The organism is Kribbella sp. NPDC050124, from assembly GCF_044460355.1.
In the GTDB taxonomy this organism is placed as follows: Bacteria; Actinomycetota; Actinomycetes; order Propionibacteriales; family Kribbellaceae; genus Kribbella.
The window spans coordinates 1136436-1152625 of the sequence record NZ_JBITJU010000001.1 but is presented as its reverse complement, the minus strand read 5'-3'; the positions used below and the strand labels follow the sequence as shown (position 1 = coordinate 1152625).

The window sequence follows — 16190 nt, the reverse complement described above, 5'->3', positions numbered from 1 at the left end:
GGGCGCGTCGCACGGCGCGCGCGACGGGGATCCTTCAGTCGTGGCGGGTGTCGTAGGCGGTGCGGAAGCGGTCGCGGTAGTCGGATGGGGCGATGCGGCGGCCCGCGCGTCGCCGACGCTAGCCAGGAGGTCGCGAGGAAGCAGCGCGCATGGTTAAGCGACAGCCCGCCACATTACGAGCGACAAGCCCGCAAGTCGTCGGCGATACGCCCGCAGGTCCGAGCACCACGGGCGGCAGCCGCAGGTTCCCGAGCGAAAGCACGGCAGGTGGAGGGCGGCAGGTTTAGCCCGCTGGGGCCGGCGGTAGTCGGCTGAAGTGCGGGTGGGTGAGAGCGGGTGTAGCAGGCGCGAAGGAGGAGCGGCTGCGTAGTGCGCGTGGGGTGTATACGCGAGCCCCCGGGGACCAGTTCGCGGTTCCCGGGGGCTCGACTACGGACGAGAGTCAGTCTTCGTCGGATTTGCCGGAGGCTAGGTTGGATTTGATGAGGTCCATGACGGTGGAGTCGGCGAGGGTGGTGACGTCGCCTACTTCGCGGTTTTCGGCGACGTCGCGGAGGAGGCGGCGCATGATTTTGCCGGAGCGGGTTTTCGGGAGCTCGGCGACGACCATGATCTGGCGGGGTTTGGCGATCGGGCCGATTTCCTTGGCGACGTGGTTGCGGAGTTCCTGGACGACGTCCGGTCCGCCGTCGCCGGCCTCCGAGCGGAGGATGACGAAGGCGGCGATCGCCTGACCCGTGGTCGGGTCGGAGGCGCCGACGACGGCGGCTTCGGCGACCTTCGGGTGCGAGACGAGTGCGGACTCGATCTCGGTGGTGGACAGCCGGTGGCCGGACACGTTCATCACGTCGTCGACCCGGCCGAGCAGCCACAGGTCGCCGTCCTCGTCCTTCTTCGCCCCGTCACCGGCGAAGTACATGCCCGGCCAGCGGGACCAGTAGGTGTCGACGAACCGCTGGTCGTCGCCCCACAGCGTGCGCAGCATCGCCGGCCACGGCTTGGTGATCACGAGGTACCCGCCGGAGCCGTCCGGCACCGAATTGCCCGCATCGTCGACGACGTCGACGCTGATGCCGGGGATCGCCTTCATCGCGGCGCCGGGCTTGCCCGCGGTCACGCCGGGCAGCGGCGAGATCATGTGCATCCCGGTCTCGGTCTGCCACCAGGTGTCGACGACCGGCGCGTTGTTGCCGCCGATGTTCTCCCGGTACCAGACGTACGCTTCCGGGTTGATCGGCTCGCCGACCGACCCGATGACGCGCAGCGAGGACAGGTCGAACTTCGCCGGGATGTCCGCGCCCCACTTCATGAAGGTCCGGATCGCGGTCGGGGCGCAGTACAGGATCGACACCTTGTACTTCTGCACGATCTCCCACCAGCGGCCCTGGTGCGGCGTGTCCGGGGTGCCTTCGTACAGCACGGAGGTGGTCGCGTTCGCGAGGGCGCCGTACACGATGTAGCTGTGGCCGGTGACCCAGCCGATGTCGGCGGCGGTCCAGTAGACGTCGGTGTCGGCTTTGAGGTCGAACACGCCCCACTGGGAGTACGCCGTACCGACGAGGTAGCCGCCGGTGGTGTGCAGGATGCCCTTCGGCTTGCCCGTGGTGCCGGAGGTGTACATCACGTACAGCGGGTGCTCGGCGTCGAACGCCTCCGGGGTGTGCTCGGCCGACTGCTTGCCGACGAAGTCGTCCCACCACAGGTCGCGGCCCTCGACGATGTTGGTGTCCTGACCGGTACGGCGGACCACCAGGACGTTCCGTACGTCGGGGCACTCCTCGAGCGCCGCGTCGACAGCCGGCTTGAGCGCGGCCGGGGCGCCACGGCGGTAGCCGCCGTCGGCGGTGATCACGACGCGCGCGTCGCAGTCCTGGATCCGGCCCTTCAGCGCGTCCGCGGAGAAGCCGCCGAACACGACGGTGTGCGGGGCGCCGACCCGGGCGCAGGCCAGCATCGCGACCACGGTCTCGGGGATCATCGGCATGTAGATCGCGACCCGGTCGCCGGCCTGGACGCCGAGCTCGAGCAGCGCGTTGGCCGCTCTGCTCACCTCGTCCTTGAGCTGGGCGTAGGTGATCTCGCGGGTGTCGCCCGGCTCACCTTCGAAGTAGTACGCGACCTTGTCGCCGAGGCCGTTCTCGACGTGCCGGTCGACGCAGTTGTACGCCGCGTTCAGCTTGCCGTCGGCGTACCACTTGGCGAACGGCGGGTTGCTCCAGTCCAGCGTCTGGGTCGGCTCGACCGCCCAGGTCAGCCGCTTGGCCTGCTCGGCCCAGAACCCCTCGAAGTCGGCCGCGGCCTGCTCGTAGGCATCGGCCTTGAGGTTGGCGTTCGCGGCCAGGTCGGCGGGCGGGTCGAACCGGCGCTCCTCGTGCATCAGGTTCGACAAGGCTTCGGATTGGGGTGACTCTGCATTCGTCACGTCGCGGACTCCTCCTCGCTAGCTTCGGCGCGCTGGAGCGCCCGGTCCCCTTTCTACCAATGCGGCCCGCGGGGCGGAACCGCCGTATCGCCCAGCAGCCCCCGTTCTGCGCTCAACAGAGCGGATTTTCGGCCGAACGGCACTTTTCCACCGTACGACGGAACCGATCGAGCCGGCCGTGCATCGGTAGAGACGTGAACGCGATGCAGATGGGTCAGCAGCCGGCCGAGACCACGGACCATTCCCGGCGGAAGATCTCCCGTGCGGCCAAGCGGCGCGTCCACGCCCGCGAGCACCGCGTCCGTCGTACTCAGAAGGCTGCGCGGGCTCAGCTGCCGGTCTGGTGATGCGCCAGGAGGCGGGTCAGCAGGGTGGTCAGGCGGGCCCGGTCGGTGGGGGTGAGCGGGGCGAAGATCTCGTCCTGGGCCTGTGCGACCAGGGCCGTCAGGCGCTTGTGCTGGCGGCGGCCCGCGGCCGTGAGGCTGATCACGTTACGGCGGGCGTCGGCGGGGTCCGGTGTGCGGTCGACGTACCCACCGGCGGTGAGCTCGTTGAGGGCGGCAACCACGTCGCTACGGTCGATGCCGGTGTGCCGGCTGAGAGTGGCCTGACTGGCCGGGCCGAACTCGACCAGGGTCGCCAGTAAGCGGAAGTGGTATCCGCGGGCGCCGGCCTTCGCGAAGGCCTCGCTCACGATCCGGCCCGCGTGGGCGGCACTCTGGGTCAGCAACCAGCTGGGAGTCTGCAACAGTACGGTCGGCGTCTGCTCGTCCACGATCGGCAGTCTACCGTTGGCAGGGCCTACGATTTTGCCCGGTTCTAGGCTTCGCGGGCGTCGAGGAGCTCGTCCCAGTGGTCGCTCGCCCAGTCGCACATGAGCCGCATCGGCTCGAGCAGGCTGCGGCCGAGGTCGGTGAGCTCGTACGTGACTCGTCGTACCGGTTCGTCGTACTGCGTCCGTCGTACGAAGCCGTCGCGTTCCAGGTTGCGCAGGGTCTGGGTCAGCACCTTGGGCGTCACCCGGGCCAGCGGCACACGCAGCTCGGAGAACCGGCGCGGACCGTCCTCCAGGCACGCGATCACCAGGGCAGCCCACTTGTCCCCACCGATCCGGAACGGCAGCAACGACGACGGGCAGATCTCCTCGAACATGTCCGCCCGCAGCGCCTCCATGCCTGGAGCGTAGTACCCAACTGGTAACCAGGCCGCCTCCTACCGTCGCTGCATCAGCGAAACCAAGGAGGTTGCAATGGGCAAGATTCTGGTCATCGGCGCCCGCGGGCGAGCCGGTCGGGCCGCCGTCGAGGAGGCCCGCCGCCGCGGCCATGAGGTGACTCCGGTCGCGCGTACGACGGAGGGCGGGGCCGGCCTGGTTGCGGGGGACGTGACGGACGCGGGCCGGATCGCGGAGCTTGCCGTCGGGCATGACGCCGTCATCGCGGCGGTGTACGACGGGGGCGCCGATCCGGCCGTGTTCTTCCCGAAGGCGGCGCAGGCGTTGGTCGACGGTCTCCGGGAGACGCGGCTGATCTGGGTTGGTCTGGCGTCGATCCTGCCTGGTCCGGACGGTGTGCCGCTGATGGACAATGGCGGGTATCCACAGGAGTACCGGCCGTTCTTCCTGGCTCACCAGGCTGCGCTCGACACCTTCGCGGCGTCCACGCTCGACTGGGTGTCGGTCGCCCCCGCCGGCGACTTCAACCACGCCGATCCCCGCCGTACCGGCACCTATCGCGTTGCTCCTGGCGACCCGGGGGCGTTGACCTCGTACGCCGACTTCGCGATCGCGCTCGTGGACGAGTACGACCGTCCGACGTACCACCGCGCGGCCGTCGGAGTGGTCTAGTCGGATTTCATGGTTTGAGCGGCCGGCGCCGGTAGGTTCGGCGGTATGACTGGGGCTGAGGAGTTCATGCGGCGGGCGTTGGCGATCGCGGATCGGGCGGCGTCGACGCAGATCGATGCGATCAGGCAGGCGGCCGGGTTGGTGGTGGATGCCCGGGTGTTCTGGGTGTTCGGGACCGGGCACAGTCACTTGATCGCAGAGGAGCTGTACGGGCGAGCGGGTGGGTTGGCGGACGTACGGGCGGTGCTCGAGCCGGGGCTGATGTTGCACGAGGGGTTGTTGAAGAGCTCGTTGCTGGAGCGGTTGCCGGGGATGGCCGATGTGCTGTTGCAGACCAATGACATCGGCGCGGGGGACGTCGTACTGATCGCGTCGAACTCCGGGCGGAACGCCGTACCGGTGGAGTTCGCTGTCGGGGCGCGGACGAAGGGGGCGAAGGTGATCGCGCTGACGTCGCTGGCGCACAGTACGACGGTCAGCTCACGAGCACCTGGTGGCCAGCGACTCTTCGAGGTCGCCGACGTCGTCATCGACAACTGCGGCGAGCCCGGCGACGCGTTGATCGAAGTCGAAGGCAGTCCCGAACGAACCGGCGCAACCTCAACCCTCGTCGGCGCCCTCCTAGCCCAAGCCCTGACCGTAGAAATAGTCACCCAACTAGCCGCCCGCGGCGATTCCCCCAACGTCCTCCGCAGCCTGAACGTCTAGCCCCGCGCAGGACGTACTACGTGGCTCGGTAGGCGACGGTTATGTCGTAGCGGTCGGAGCGGTAGACGGAGCGGCCGAACTCGATGACTTCGCCGGAGGCGGTGCGGGGGGCTGAGGTGATGATCAGGCAGGGGGTGGCGGAGTCGATCTCGAGGAGTTCGGCGTCGACCGGGTCCGGTGGGGCGGCGACGATCGAGGCGGAGACCATGCCGAGAGTGACGCCCCAGCGGGAGGAGAGCTCCTTGTAGAGGGAGTTCTCGGTGAAGTCGACCTCGTCGAGGCCGGCGTAGCGGTGCAGTGACAGGGCGGTGCGTTCGACGGCCATCGGTTCGCCGTCGGCGGTGCGGAGGCGGGTCAGGTGCAGGACGGGGGTGCCGACCGGTTCCTCGAGCTCGCGGGCGAGGTCCTCGTCGGCGGTGCCGACCCGGTGCTCGAGGACCTTGGCGCCGGGCTTGATGCCGCGGTTGATCATGTCCTGGCTGAACGACGAGGCGAGCATCCGGGACGGTCGCGGTTCGGCGACGAAGGTGCCGCCGCCAGGGCGGCGGGCGGCCAGTCCCTCGGCGACGACCCGGTCCACCTCCTGCCGCACCGTCATCCGGGCCACGCCGAAGCGCTCGGCGAGGACGCGCTCGGACGGCAGCACGGTCCCGACGGCCAGCGAGCGGGTGAGCTTCTCCAGAATCTCGCGGATCTGGTCACCCTTGGGCCGATCGGTCCGAAGCTCCGTCGGGAGTTCGGCGAGGTCGCCTGGGTTGTTCCTTGGGCGGGCCATGAGGTCAGTATCCCTGGGAATGTGCCCGGCAAACCGGTTGCCGGGGGACGCGAGCCGGGGCGTTGCTCCTGATCGTTCGGTTGTGCCGGCCTGCCGCGACACCGCTGGCGCGGACGACCTTGTCAGCCAGACTGTAACGTCCGCCGCCGTCACACTGCTAGTGACGGGGCTGCGTGGGCGATTCCCGGAACTGGGTACTTTGAACGTCATGAGCCCTGCACAGTTCGTGAAGGAAAGCGCACCGAGCGGTGAATGGAAGCGGCAGGGCAACAGGTTCACCGACCGGATCACGCGCGATTCCGGCGCCCGCCCGGGCGAGGGACCGGACGAGCACGGGCGGTGGCCGGTCGAGGCCGGGCGGTATCGGCTGGTGGTCAGCCTGGCCTGTCCGTGGGCGCACCGTTCGGTGATCGTCCGCAAACTGCTCGGCCTGGAGGACGCGATCAGCCTGGCGGTTGTCGACCCGATCCGGGACGAGCGCGGCTGGCGGTTCACCCTCGACCCGGACGACCGCGACCCGGTGCTCGGGATCGAGTTCCTGTCGAACGCGTACCTTCGCACCGATCCGTCGTACGACGGCCGCGTGACGGTGCCCGCGATCGTCGACACCGTCACCGGGCTGGTGGTCACCAACGACTACCCGCAGATCACGCTGGACCTCTCGACGGAGTGGACCGAGTTCCACCGCCCGGACGCGCCCGGGCTGATCCCGGACGACCGCACCGAGTTGGACCGGCTGATCGACGAGATCTACCGGGACGTGAACAACGGCGTCTACCGCTGCGGCTTCGCGACCACGCAGGAGGCGTACGAGGCGGCGTACGACGCCCTGTTCCACCGGCTCGACGTACTCGAGGAACGGCTGGCGGACCGCGAGTACCTGCTCGGTGACACGTTGACCGAGGTCGACATCCGGCTGTTCACCACCCTGGTCCGCTTCGACGCGGTGTACCACGGCCACTTCAAGTGCAACCGCAACAAGCTGACCGAGTTCCCGCACCTGTGGTCGTACGCGCGTCGCCTCTACCAGCGCCCGGGGTTCGGCGAGACCGTCGACTTCGACCAGATCAAGCGGCACTACTACCTGACCCACGACGCCATCAACCCGAACCGCATCGTCCCCAAGGGCCCCGACCCGCGCGCGTGGACAGCCTTGCCTTAGGCAACCAGGAAGTACCGGATCCACAGGTACGGCGCGGCGACGGCGATCGTGATCGCGGTGATCACCACGCCCTTTCGGGTGAACGCCCAGAAGCTGATCGGGTGGCCCGCCCGCAGCGCCAGGCCGATCACGACGACGTTGGCGCTCGCCCCGATCGCGGTCGCGTTGCCGCCGAAGTCGGCGCCGATCGCGAGCGCCCACCACAGCGCCTCGGCATGCCGGGGATCGGCGATGCCCTTGGTGAGCTCGAGCACGACCGGGCTCATCGTGGCGACGTACGGGATGTTGTCGATGACGCCGGACAGGACCGCGCTGACGACCAGGATCAGCATCACCGAGAGCAGCGCACGCCCTCCGGTGATCCCGCCGATCCGGTCGGCCAGGTCCGCGATCACGCCGGTCTTCACCAGCGCGCCGACCATCACGAACAGCCCGGCGAAGAACAGCAGCGTCTCCCACTCGACGCTCGACATGTAGTGCCGCGTCGGCACCTTGGAGATCAGCACCAGGACGCCGGCGCCGAGCAGCGCGACGACCGACGGCTCGATGTGCAGGGCCGAGTGACCGATGAAGCCCGCGAACACGAACAGCAGCACGACGCCGCACTTGATCAGCAGCGCCCGGTCCTCGATCGCCTCGCGCTCGTTCAGCCGCAGGACGTCGTTCACGCGGTCGGGATCGACCTCGAACGAGCCGCGGAACAGCCGCGGCAGCACCAGCGTGAACACGATCATCACGATCACGACGAGCGGCGCCATGTGCGCCAGGAAGTCGTTGAAGGTCAGCCCGGACCGGCTGGCGATGATGATGTTCGGAGGGTCCCCGATCAGCGTCGCCGCGCCGCCGATGTTGGACGCCATCACCTCGGCGATCAGGAACGGGATCGGGTCGATGCCGAGCCGGTCGCAGACCAGCAGCGTGACCGGCGCGATCAGCAGCACCGTGGTGACGTTGTCGAGGAACGCCGACGCGGTCGCGGTGATCAGCGTGAGTAGGACCATCACGCGCAACGGTGATCCCTTGGCCCGCTTCGCCGCCCAGATCGCGATGTACTCGAAGACGCCGGTACGGCGCAGCACGCCGACGATCACCATCATGCCGAAGAGCAGGAAGACCACGTCCCAGTCGACGCCGGTCTCGTGCGAGTAGAACGCGTGCTCGGAGTCGGTCACGCCGAGCGCGAGCAGCACCCCGGCGCCGCCGAGCACAGCTAGTAGCTTGTGCGTCCACTCGGTCGCGATCAGCACGTACGCGACGATGAAGACGATGATCGCGATGGCCGTCACGCGGCCACCCCGACCCGGTTCAGTGCGGCGTGATGGCCAGTTCGAGCAGGCGGGAGGCGGTGATCGCGCCGACGATCTCGCGGTCGCGGGTGACGACCACCAGCGGGCACCGGAGCCGGGCCATGATCGCGGCGATCTCCAGGATCGTGTCGTCGTGGTTGACCACCGGGATCTCCGACGGCTCGTCCGGCAGCAGCTTGCGCACCGTCACGCCGGCTAGCTTGTCCGCGACCCGGTCGGCCAGCGACTCGTCGATCACCCGGGCCAGCGACGGGTCGTCCTGGACGTAGCTCGGCACCAGGAACCGGACCACCTGCGAGGCGGGGAGTACGGCGTATGGGCTGCCGTCGGGCCTGGTCACGACCAGGCCGGGCAGCCGCCGGGACGCCAGCAGCTCGACCGCCTGCCGCGCCTCGTCGTCCAGGCTGACCACCGGGAAGTCCTCGGCCATCTGCTCTCCGTGCACGCTTGCAGCGTACGCCGGGAGCGGTGGACCGGGTGATGTCTCTCACAGGGTTCTGACAGAGCACGGCGCCTCCCGGGACAACGGCAGCGAGGCCCGCTCCTGGCGTGAGAGCGAGCATGCCGACCAGACTTCCCGGCGCACCGGGCACCACCCTGCCGCAAACGGACCTGCCGGAGCAAACACCAACCGCTAGAATCGTGCGAGTTGGAACCGCCGCCCCGCCCGGGTGGCGAGGGTGTGCCGGGAAGCCTGGTCGGCAAGAGTCCGAACGACCCCGACCGAAGGGCGCCTGACGATGAGCCAGACCCCGCGGATCCGGCAGAAGAAGCGTGCGTTCCCGCGCATCCTGGGACGCGAGCGTGCGATTCTGGCCGACACCCTGCGCGCCGAGACCACCGGCGGCCTGCTGCTGCTCGCCGCCGCCGTCGTCGCCCTCGTCTGGGCGAACTCCCCCTGGCAGGACGCCTACCACCAGCTGCGCGATGCACAGGTCGGGCCGCTGACCGTCGAAGCCTGGGCCTCCGACGGTGCGCTCACGCTGTTCTTCTTCCTGGCCGGCGTCGAGCTGAAGCGCGAGCTCGTGGTCGGCACGCTGTCCCGGCTCAGCGAGGCGGTCGTGCCGGTGGTCGCGGCCCTGGCCGGAATGGTGCTCCCGGCAATCATCTACCTCGCGGTGAACCTCAGCGCGGACAACGGCAAGACGGAGGGCTGGGCGGTGCCGACGGCAACGGACATCGCGTTCGCCCTGGCCGTCCTGGCGATCGTCGGCTCGTCGCTGCCGAGCGCCCTGCGGGCGTTCCTGCTCACGCTGGCGGTGGTCGACGACTTCGGCGCGATCCTGGTGATCGCGGTGTTCTTCTCGCACGGGTTCCACCTGCTCGAGCTGCTCGCCGCGGTCGCGCTGATCGGTGTCTGGTATCTGTTGCAGCGCCGGCGGATCCGGACGCCGTTCCTCTACGTGCCGATCGCGATCGCGGCCTGGTGGTTCATGCACGAGTCCGGGATCCACGCCACCATCGCCGGGGTCGCGCTCGGACTGGTCACCCGGGTGGTCGCGGACCCGGGCGAGGAGCACGCGCCGGCCGAGCGGATCGAGCACCGGCTCCGACCGTGGTCCGCCGGTGTCGCCGTACCGCTGTTCGCGCTGTTCGCGGCGGGCGTCACGTTGAGTGGCAGCACTGTACGGGAGATGCTGACCGACCCGGTCGCCTTCGGGGTGGTCGCCGGGCTGCTGGTCGGCAAGGTGCTCGGCGTGTTCGGCGGGTCCTGGCTGACCGCGCGGTTCACCCGGGCCGAGCTGAACTCCGACCTGTCCTGGCGGGACGTCGGCGCGGTGTCGGTGCTGGCCGGCATCGGGTTCACCGTCGCGCTGCTGATCGCCCAGCTGGCGTTCGCCGACGATGCCGCCCAGGTCGAACGGGCGAAGGCCGCCGTACTGGTCGCGTCGTTGCTGGCCGCCATGATCGCGGCGGTGTTGCTCTTCCGGCGCAATCGCGAGTACGCCGACTGACCTCCCCGGGTCGGGGTACCCGTAGATCGGGGCGGACGGCGGTAGTGTCAAGGGACGGAGCGGAAGGAGTGCCATGTCGATGGGGCCGAACGGGAGTGAGCCCACGGTCGGGCAGCTCGTCGCGAACGCCAGTAAGGATCTGTCCAGCCTGGTCCGCGGTGAGATCGAGCTGGCGAAGACCGAGCTCAAGAAGACCGCGGTCGCGGCCGGGACCGGCGCCGGCATGTTCGGCGGTGCTGCCTTCCTGGCCCTGCTGGCGATCATCCTGCTGTCCATCGCCGCGGCGTACGGGCTCACCGCCCTCGGGCTGCACCCGGCGCTGGCCTTCCTGATCGTCGCCGTGGTCTACCTGCTGATCGCCGCGGTGCTGGTGCTGCTGGGCAAGCGCTCGCTCGGCAAGGCCAAGGGACCGCAGCGCACGATCGAGACCTCGAAGGAGTCGGTCGAGGTCCTCAAGGCGATCGGCAAGGGCGACGAGACCGAGCAGATCGAACCGAAGAGCGTGCGGCGCTGAGCCCGGCCGGTGTCGTCGACCTGCTGGTCGATGGGCCCTGGTCGCACTCGCTGGTGGCGGCCAACGGGGCCCGGTTCCACGTCGCGGAGTGCGGGCCGGCGGACGGACCGCTGGTGCTGTTCCTGCACGGCTTCCCTGAGTTCTGGTGGGCGTGGCGCCACCAGTTGCCGACCGTCGCAGCGGCCGGGTACCGCGCCGTCGCGATGGACCTGCGCGGGTACGGCGCCAGCGACAAGACTCCCCGTGGTTACGACCCCTACACCACGGCCGCGGACGTGTCCGGTGTCATCCGATCCCTCGGGGCCACGGACGCCGTCGTCGTCGGCCATGGCTGGGGCGGGTTCGTCGGCTGGTCGGCAGCCGTACTCGCGCCGCGACAGGTCCGCGGACTCGCGGTTGTCTCGGCACCGCACCCGTTGCTGCTGGCCAGGTCCGGTCAGGCGAAAGCGCTGACTCACACCGCCTGGTTCCAGCTGCCGATCCTGCCCGAGCGTCGCCTGCTCGCACACGACGGCGTCCACATCGAGCGGCTGCTCCGCGCTTGGTCCGCGCCCGGTGGCACGTTCCCGGACCCCGAGGCCTCCCGCCGGTATCGCGCCGCCCTGCAGGTGTGGCCGGCACCGCACTGCGCGCTGGAGTACCACCGCTGGTTCGCGCGCTCCCGGCTCCGGCCTGACGGTCGTAAGTACTCCGCCCGGATGCGTACGCCGGTCGCCGTACCCGTGCTCCAGATCCATGGCGCCCAGGACCCAGCGGTGTCCCCGACCGCGGTGACCCCTCCGCACCTGGTCAAGGCCCCGCTCCGGCACGAGTTCCTCACCCCAGCCGGCCACTTCCCCCACGAAGAGGTCCCGGACCTGTTCAACAAGTTGGTCGTGGACTGGCTGGCGTCTTTCCGGACATGACGCAGCTCGCCGGGATCTTCTGGTGCACAGGGCCGACAGTGCCGGTCACCACCCACGCGGCCCCCTGCTTCTCGAGTCGGTAGGTCACATAGTCGCCGTAGCCGCACCCGCGCTCGATGCTGATCGCGACCTCCTTGTGGTCACCCTTGTCGATCACCCGACCGACCATGACCTCCCCGATCGCCTGGTCCGCGCACGTGTCCACGCTCGGCCGGGTGGAGCTCCAGGCGACGGTGATCTTCTTGCCGACCAGGTCGACGACCTTGCTCTTGTCCGTCGCGGAGAAGGTGCGACCGGCGCTGTACCGTTCCGCCTGGGTGGCAATGACGACCTCATCCAGCAGGACCAGCGACTGCCAGCCCTGCGGCGGCTTGTACTGCTCGGCGCCCGCGAGGATCGCGGCCGCCCAGACCTGGGCGTTCTCGGAGGCACCCGCGGTCGCCCCGGCTTCCGCCGTTCCGGTCGGGTCCGAGGTCGCCACCGGACCCGCGTCGCGGTCGCGGCTCACGCCGTACAAGGTCCCGGCCAGGACGACGAGCACCGCCGCCGCGGCCATCAGGATCGGGGCCAGCGGGCGTCGGCTTTTGGTTGCCGATGGCAAACTGTCGACCAGGTTCTCCTTGTCCGCAAAGGTTTCCCGGAGCAGGCGCTCGAGCTCTTCGTCCGTCAGCCTGGCCATCAGCGCTCCTCCTCAGCAGGCAGGGTGTTCCGCAGTGTCTCCAGCCCTCGGGCTGCGTTGGACCGGACCGTTCCGGGCGCGCACCCGAGCACGGCGGCGATCTCGGCGTCCGGCAGGTCTTCGTAGTACCGCAGGACCAGTACGGCGCGTTGCTGCCGGGGCAATGTCGCGAGCAGCCGCCACGCGGCGTCCTGGAGGGCCTGACGGGCGCCGATGTCCTCGGTGGAGGGCAGGTCGACCGGCTCGGCGACCGGCAGCTCCTTGTTCTTCAGCAGGCGGCGCCAGCTGAGGAACTCGTTGACCACCATCGTCCGCAGGTAGGCCTCAGGGTTGTCCAACGACTGGATCCGGTCCCACTTGCGGTGCGCGCGAGCGAACACCGTCTGGACCAGATCCTCGGCACTGTGCACGCCACCGGTCAGCATCAGGCCGAGGCGCAGCAACCGCCGCTCGGTCGAGACCACCAACTCGTCGAACGACAACGTCCCCTCCGTCGTCACCGTCATATCCCTAGAACGCGGCGGCGGCGCGGTTCTGCTGCATGTCAGGTGCAGGTTCTCGTGGAAACTTCCTGGGTGGCGGTCGCGCCTTCGCGTGCGTCGTCGGAGACCTGCTCGGCGGTGAGCACGTAACCGGTGCGGTTGTCCTCGACCGAAGCCGCGAACACCACGCCGTACACGGTGCCCTTGGTGGACAGCAGCGGGCCGCCGGAGTTGCCGGGGCGGACCGAGGCCCAGATCGAGAACGCCTCCCGGGTGACCGTCCGGTCGCCGTAGATGTCCGGGCCGCGGAGGCGCTCCTCGGACCGGATCCGGGCCGGCTCGGAGTCGAACGGGCCGTTCTCCGGGTAGCCGAGGACAACCGCCGGGTCGTCCGCCTTGCCGGTGAAGTCGAAGGGCAGCGGCTTGGTGTCCAGCTTCGGGACGTACAGCACCGCGATGTCGACCTCGGGGTCGAACACCACCACGGACGCCTCGTACGACTGCCCGTCGACCTCGACCTGCGGCGCGCCGACCCCGGCGACCACGTGCGCATTCGTCATCACCCGCTGCGGCGCGTAGACGAACCCGCTGCCCTCGAGACCGCGCGAGCAGTTCGCCACTCCGGTGACCTTGGCGATCCGGCTGTACGCCGCCCGGACCGCCGGCTGCCGGGAGATCTCGCCGTCCGGCGGCTGCGTCTCCCGGATCCGCTCCGGCACGAACGGGTCGAGGAACCGCGGGAACAGATCGGTGTTGACCACGTCGTTGAACGCCTGCAACGCCTGGTCGGCACGGTTCGGCAGCACCTCGTCGACCTTCGCCAGCACCTGCGAGCCGCGCACCGCCGACGTCACGCTCGGGATCCGCGCACCGCTCACCGCGACGCCGAGCACCCAGGACACGATCAGCACCGACACCGCGGCCAGCGCGGCTCCGCCGAGCGCGTCGACCGCCTTCACCGGTGTCCAGGAGATCTTGTTGCGCAGTCTCGACCCGAGTACGGCGCCTATCGTGCGGCCGATCGAGGCCAGGATCACCACCAGCACCAGCGCCGCGAACGACACCGAGACGCTCGGCGAGAAGTTGTCCAGCACCCGCGGCACGACCCAGACGCCGACCGCGGCGCCACCGAGCAGTCCCAGCGTGGCGCACGCGCCGAGCACGAACCCCTCGATGTACCCGGAGATCGCCACCAGCCCGGTGATGATCAGCAGCGCGTAGTCGAGCTTGCTCACTCCACACCTTCCGACTGGACACCCTCAGACCGGCCGAGGTCGTGCTCGATGGCCGTCAACCGCCGGACGTCCTCCGGCCGCCGTCCCTCACTCCGCCAGGCCGCCTCGACCAGCCGGTCGGGCAACGGTACGACGACCGAGGGGTCCCAGTCGCGCGACCAGCCACCCAGGACGAGCAGTTTGTCCAGCAGACCGGCGGTGAAACCCCAGATGTACAGGTCACCGACGGTGAACGCCGGTCCGGTGAAGCCGGACGGGTGCAGGCAGCTGATCCGGTTCGCCGGGTCGGCCAGCGCGTGCACCGACACGGTGTGAACCGAGGCGACCTCGGCCGGGTCGACCACCGCCACCGGCGACGGCTCCCGCCACCAGCCCAGGACCGGTGACACTCCGAAGTTGCTCACCGGCACCCACAGCGCCGGCCAGACCGCGAACGGGACCACCCCGGACGGGTCCAGCCCGGTCTCCTCCTCGGCCTCGCGCAACGCGGTCCGCACCAGGCCCGGTTCGCCGATCCCGTCCTCCGGGTCGACGCCACCGCCGGGGAACGCCATCTGCCCGGCGTGCCGGCGCAACGTCCAGGCCCGCTCGGTGAGCAGCACCTCCGGCCCGTCCTTGCCGTCAGCAAGCAAGATCAGGACGGCGGACTTGCGCACCGACGGATCGTCCGGCGGCAGGAACCTCGACAGCTGGTTCGGGTCCACCTCCTCGGACGCCTTCGCCAGCGGCTTCAGCCAGTCCGGAATCTCCACATCCTCGAAGGTCACAGTGCTACTCCCAGCTTGTCCTGCACCAGCTGGTCGAGCTGCTGCTGCGAGGTGAGCACACCGCGATGCACATAGACGACAGAGCCGTCCTTGTCGACGAAAGCGGTCAGTGGCGGGCCGCCGATCCGCAGCGCCTGCTGGATCGTCTTGTCCTGATCGACCAGATGCGGGTAGGCCAGCCCTTCCTCGGTCGCGAACTTCACCGCGAGCTCGGGCCGCGGGTCGGCGTAGTCGATCCCGAGCATCGGCACCTTCCCACTCTTCGCGAGGGCCGCCAGGTACGGCGCTTCGTCGCGGCACGGACCGCACCACTGGGCCCAGACGTTGACCACGAGCGGACCGCGGAGGTCGGCGAGACGGATGTCCGGACCGTCGCCGAGGCACCGCAGGCTGACGTCCGGGAGGCCATTGCTGACTGGGGGCTTGGACGGTGTCGCCGGGCAGGCCGCGACCTTGGCAGCGCTGCCGGACGCCGATGGCTGGGAGCTGTCGGCCGGCTGGGATCCGCACGACGCCAGGACCAGTCCGGCGGCGAGCCAGCTGGTCGTGCAGAGCGTCGTACGGAGTCTCACGCCGGGACCTTCACCAGTTTCGCGGCGACCACGGGGTCGGTCGGGCCGGCGCCGTACGACGGGCACCACTGGGCGATCGGGCAGGCGCCGCAGGCCGGCTTCTTGGCGTGGCAGCGGCGGCGGCCGTGGAAGATCAGCCGGTGCGACAGCATCGTCCAGTCCTTCTTCGGGAACAGCGCGCCGATCAGGTGCTCGACCTTGACCGGGTCCTCCTCGGTGGTCCAGCCGAACCGGCGGACCAGGCGGCCGAAGTGGGTGTCGACGGTGATCCCGGGGACCCCGAAGGCGTTACCGAGCACCACGTTCGCCGTCTTCCGGCCGGTGCCGGGCAGCTTCACCAGCTCCTCCAGCTTGCCCGGGACGACGCCGTCGTAGTCGTCGACCAGGGCCTGGCCGAGCTTCATCACGCTGTTCGTCTTGGCCCGGAAGAAGCCGGTCGGCTTCAGGATCGCCTCCAGCTCCTCCCGATCGGCCTCCGCGTACGCCAGGGCGGTCGGGTATTTCGCGAACAGGGTCGGGGTCACCTTGTTCACCATCACGTCGGTGGTCTGGGCCGACAGGATGGTGGCCACCAGCAACTCGAGCGGGTTGGTGAAGTCCAGCTCGCAGTGAGCGTCCGGATACGTCTCGGTGAGCACCTTGTGCATCTTGCGGGCCCGGCGGACCAACTGGGTGTGGGTCTCGTCGGGGTAGACCGGGGCCTTGCGGGGCAGCTTCAACGGCACCTCGACGACGGCTCCGGCGACCTGCTCCGCGACACGCTGGGATGGCATGGAGGCAAGCCTACGTGGCGGGGCCGACACCCGAGGGGCTACGGTTTTGGGGCAACCGGGTGGTAACGGCCCGGTGCCGGGCGAGGCC

At 69.5% G+C, this 16190-nt stretch carries 19 protein-coding genes; 7 read left to right on the top strand and 12 right to left on the bottom strand.

The annotated features are described in order from the left end of the window. Window positions 1-442: 442 nt before the first annotated feature. Window positions 443-2377: an acetate--CoA ligase gene (gene acs, locus ACIBL3_RS05875; protein ID WP_396352308.1), complete on the bottom strand. Its 1935-nt coding sequence runs from the start codon at window positions 2375-2377 to the stop codon at window positions 443-445. A 239-nt stretch (window positions 2378-2616) separates the two neighbouring features. On the opposite strand from acs, the gene ACIBL3_RS05870 reads away from it, so the two are divergent. Next, window positions 2617-2769: a hypothetical protein gene (locus ACIBL3_RS05870; RefSeq protein WP_396352029.1), complete on the top strand. Its 153-nt coding sequence runs from the start codon at window positions 2617-2619 to the stop codon at window positions 2767-2769. On the opposite strand, the gene ACIBL3_RS05865 is transcribed toward ACIBL3_RS05870, so the two are convergent. Next, on the bottom strand, window positions 2751-3197 hold the full coding sequence (locus ACIBL3_RS05865) for a MarR family winged helix-turn-helix transcriptional regulator (RefSeq protein ID WP_396352027.1): 447 nt from the start codon (window positions 3195-3197) through the stop codon (window positions 2751-2753). The two genes, ACIBL3_RS05870 and ACIBL3_RS05865, sit on opposite strands and share 19 nt — an antisense overlap. Window positions 3198-3241: 44 nt before the next feature. Beyond that, complete coding sequence (locus ACIBL3_RS05860) at window positions 3242-3595, bottom strand: winged helix-turn-helix transcriptional regulator (RefSeq protein ID WP_396352026.1); 354 nt, start codon at window positions 3593-3595, stop codon at window positions 3242-3244. A 76-nt stretch (window positions 3596-3671) separates the two neighbouring features. Here ACIBL3_RS05860 and ACIBL3_RS05855 point away from each other — a divergent pair, with 76 nt between their 5' ends. Next, window positions 3672-4268, top strand: coding sequence for an NAD(P)-dependent oxidoreductase (locus ACIBL3_RS05855; protein ID WP_396352024.1), 597 nt, complete (start codon window positions 3672-3674; stop codon window positions 4266-4268). 45 nt (window positions 4269-4313) lie between these two features. Further along, window positions 4314-4976, top strand: coding sequence for a sugar isomerase domain-containing protein (locus ACIBL3_RS05850; RefSeq protein WP_396352023.1), 663 nt, complete (start codon window positions 4314-4316; stop codon window positions 4974-4976). Window positions 4977-4992: 16 nt separating this feature from the next. Here the strand turns inward: ACIBL3_RS05850 and ACIBL3_RS05845 are convergent, their stop codons facing one another. Then, complete coding sequence (locus ACIBL3_RS05845) at window positions 4993-5751, bottom strand: GntR family transcriptional regulator (RefSeq protein WP_396352022.1); 759 nt, start codon at window positions 5749-5751, stop codon at window positions 4993-4995. A gap of 208 nt (window positions 5752-5959) precedes the next feature. Between ACIBL3_RS05845 and ACIBL3_RS05840 the strand changes: the two genes are divergently transcribed. Next, window positions 5960-6913 (top strand): glutathione S-transferase family protein, encoded by a 954-nt coding sequence (locus ACIBL3_RS05840; protein WP_396352021.1) that lies wholly within the window; start codon window positions 5960-5962, stop codon window positions 6911-6913. On the opposite strand, the gene ACIBL3_RS05835 is transcribed toward ACIBL3_RS05840, so the two are convergent. Continuing rightward, window positions 6910-8199 (bottom strand): SLC13 family permease, encoded by a 1290-nt coding sequence (locus ACIBL3_RS05835; RefSeq protein ID WP_396352019.1) that lies wholly within the window; start codon window positions 8197-8199, stop codon window positions 6910-6912. The two genes, ACIBL3_RS05840 and ACIBL3_RS05835, sit on opposite strands and share 4 nt — an antisense overlap. A gap of 19 nt (window positions 8200-8218) precedes the next feature. Then, window positions 8219-8665 carry a CBS domain-containing protein gene (locus ACIBL3_RS05830; protein ID WP_396352018.1) on the bottom strand — a complete coding sequence of 149 codons (447 nt, stop codon included), beginning with the start codon at window positions 8663-8665 and terminating at the stop codon, window positions 8219-8221. 295 nt (window positions 8666-8960) lie between these two features. On the opposite strand from ACIBL3_RS05830, the gene nhaA reads away from it, so the two are divergent. From nhaA to ACIBL3_RS05815, 3 genes are all read left to right on the top strand, one after another. Further along, complete coding sequence (nhaA, locus tag ACIBL3_RS05825) at window positions 8961-10175, top strand: Na+/H+ antiporter NhaA (RefSeq protein ID WP_396352017.1); 1215 nt, start codon at window positions 8961-8963, stop codon at window positions 10173-10175. Window positions 10176-10248: 73 nt separating this feature from the next. After that, complete coding sequence (locus ACIBL3_RS05820; RefSeq protein ID WP_396352015.1) at window positions 10249-10689, top strand: phage holin family protein; 441 nt, start codon at window positions 10249-10251, stop codon at window positions 10687-10689. Between the two features lie 53 nt (window positions 10690-10742). Continuing rightward, window positions 10743-11594, top strand: coding sequence for an alpha/beta fold hydrolase (locus ACIBL3_RS05815; protein ID WP_396352013.1), 852 nt, complete (start codon window positions 10743-10745; stop codon window positions 11592-11594). Here ACIBL3_RS05815 and ACIBL3_RS05810 read toward each other — a convergent pair. The 6 genes from ACIBL3_RS05810 to nth are packed head-to-tail and all read right to left on the bottom strand — an operon-like array spanning window position 11551 to window position 16102. Then, entirely contained in the window at window positions 11551-12273 is a 723-nt protein-coding gene (locus tag ACIBL3_RS05810; protein ID WP_396352012.1) for a hypothetical protein, read from the bottom strand. The genes ACIBL3_RS05815 and ACIBL3_RS05810 overlap by 44 nt on opposite strands. Continuing rightward, a complete protein-coding gene (locus tag ACIBL3_RS05805) occupies window positions 12273-12779 on the bottom strand; it encodes a SigE family RNA polymerase sigma factor (protein WP_396352010.1) in 507 nt (168 codons plus the stop codon). The genes ACIBL3_RS05810 and ACIBL3_RS05805 overlap by 1 nt, the downstream gene beginning before the upstream one ends. Window positions 12780-12817: 38 nt before the next feature. Continuing rightward, the gene (locus tag ACIBL3_RS05800) at window positions 12818-13990 is read right to left on the bottom strand and encodes a MarP family serine protease (protein WP_396352009.1); all 1173 of its coding nucleotides are present in this window, start codon (window positions 13988-13990) and stop codon (window positions 12818-12820) included. Beyond that, entirely contained in the window at window positions 13987-14757 is a 771-nt protein-coding gene (locus ACIBL3_RS05795) for an NUDIX hydrolase (protein WP_396352007.1), read from the bottom strand. Before ACIBL3_RS05795 ends, ACIBL3_RS05800 begins: the two co-directional genes overlap by 4 nt. Beyond that, window positions 14754-15329 carry a TlpA family protein disulfide reductase gene (locus ACIBL3_RS05790; RefSeq protein ID WP_396352005.1) on the bottom strand — a complete coding sequence of 192 codons (576 nt, stop codon included), beginning with the start codon at window positions 15327-15329 and terminating at the stop codon, window positions 14754-14756. The genes ACIBL3_RS05795 and ACIBL3_RS05790 overlap by 4 nt, the downstream gene beginning before the upstream one ends. Further along, window positions 15326-16102 (bottom strand): endonuclease III, encoded by a 777-nt coding sequence (gene nth / locus ACIBL3_RS05785; RefSeq protein WP_396352003.1) that lies wholly within the window; start codon window positions 16100-16102, stop codon window positions 15326-15328. The genes ACIBL3_RS05790 and nth overlap by 4 nt, the downstream gene beginning before the upstream one ends. Window positions 16103-16190: the final 88 nt, after the last annotated feature.

What these genes read in the sequence shown, in the direction of transcription:
- acs (WP_396352308.1), bottom strand. Translation starts at nt 2,377, where the DNA reads ATGCACGAGGAGCGCCGGTTCGACCCGCCCGCCGACCTGGCCGCGAAC.
- ACIBL3_RS05860 (WP_396352026.1), bottom strand. Translation starts at nt 3,595, where the DNA reads ATGGAGGCGCTGCGGGCGGACATGTTCGAGGAGATCTGCCCGTCGTCG.
- ACIBL3_RS05855 (WP_396352024.1), top strand. Translation starts at nt 3,672, where the DNA reads ATGGGCAAGATTCTGGTCATCGGCGCCCGCGGGCGAGCCGGTCGGGCC.
- ACIBL3_RS05850 (WP_396352023.1), top strand. Translation starts at nt 4,314, where the DNA reads ATGACTGGGGCTGAGGAGTTCATGCGGCGGGCGTTGGCGATCGCGGAT.
- ACIBL3_RS05845 (WP_396352022.1), bottom strand. Translation starts at nt 5,751, where the DNA reads ATGGCCCGCCCAAGGAACAACCCAGGCGACCTCGCCGAACTCCCGACG.
- ACIBL3_RS05840 (WP_396352021.1), top strand. Translation starts at nt 5,960, where the DNA reads ATGAGCCCTGCACAGTTCGTGAAGGAAAGCGCACCGAGCGGTGAATGG.
- nhaA (WP_396352017.1), top strand. Translation starts at nt 8,961, where the DNA reads ATGAGCCAGACCCCGCGGATCCGGCAGAAGAAGCGTGCGTTCCCGCGC.
- ACIBL3_RS05820 (WP_396352015.1), top strand. Translation starts at nt 10,249, where the DNA reads ATGTCGATGGGGCCGAACGGGAGTGAGCCCACGGTCGGGCAGCTCGTC.
- ACIBL3_RS05810 (WP_396352012.1), bottom strand. Translation starts at nt 12,273, where the DNA reads ATGGCCAGGCTGACGGACGAAGAGCTCGAGCGCCTGCTCCGGGAAACC.
- ACIBL3_RS05805 (WP_396352010.1), bottom strand. Translation starts at nt 12,779, where the DNA reads ATGACGGTGACGACGGAGGGGACGTTGTCGTTCGACGAGTTGGTGGTC.
- nth (WP_396352003.1), bottom strand. Translation starts at nt 16,102, where the DNA reads ATGCCATCCCAGCGTGTCGCGGAGCAGGTCGCCGGAGCCGTCGTCGAG.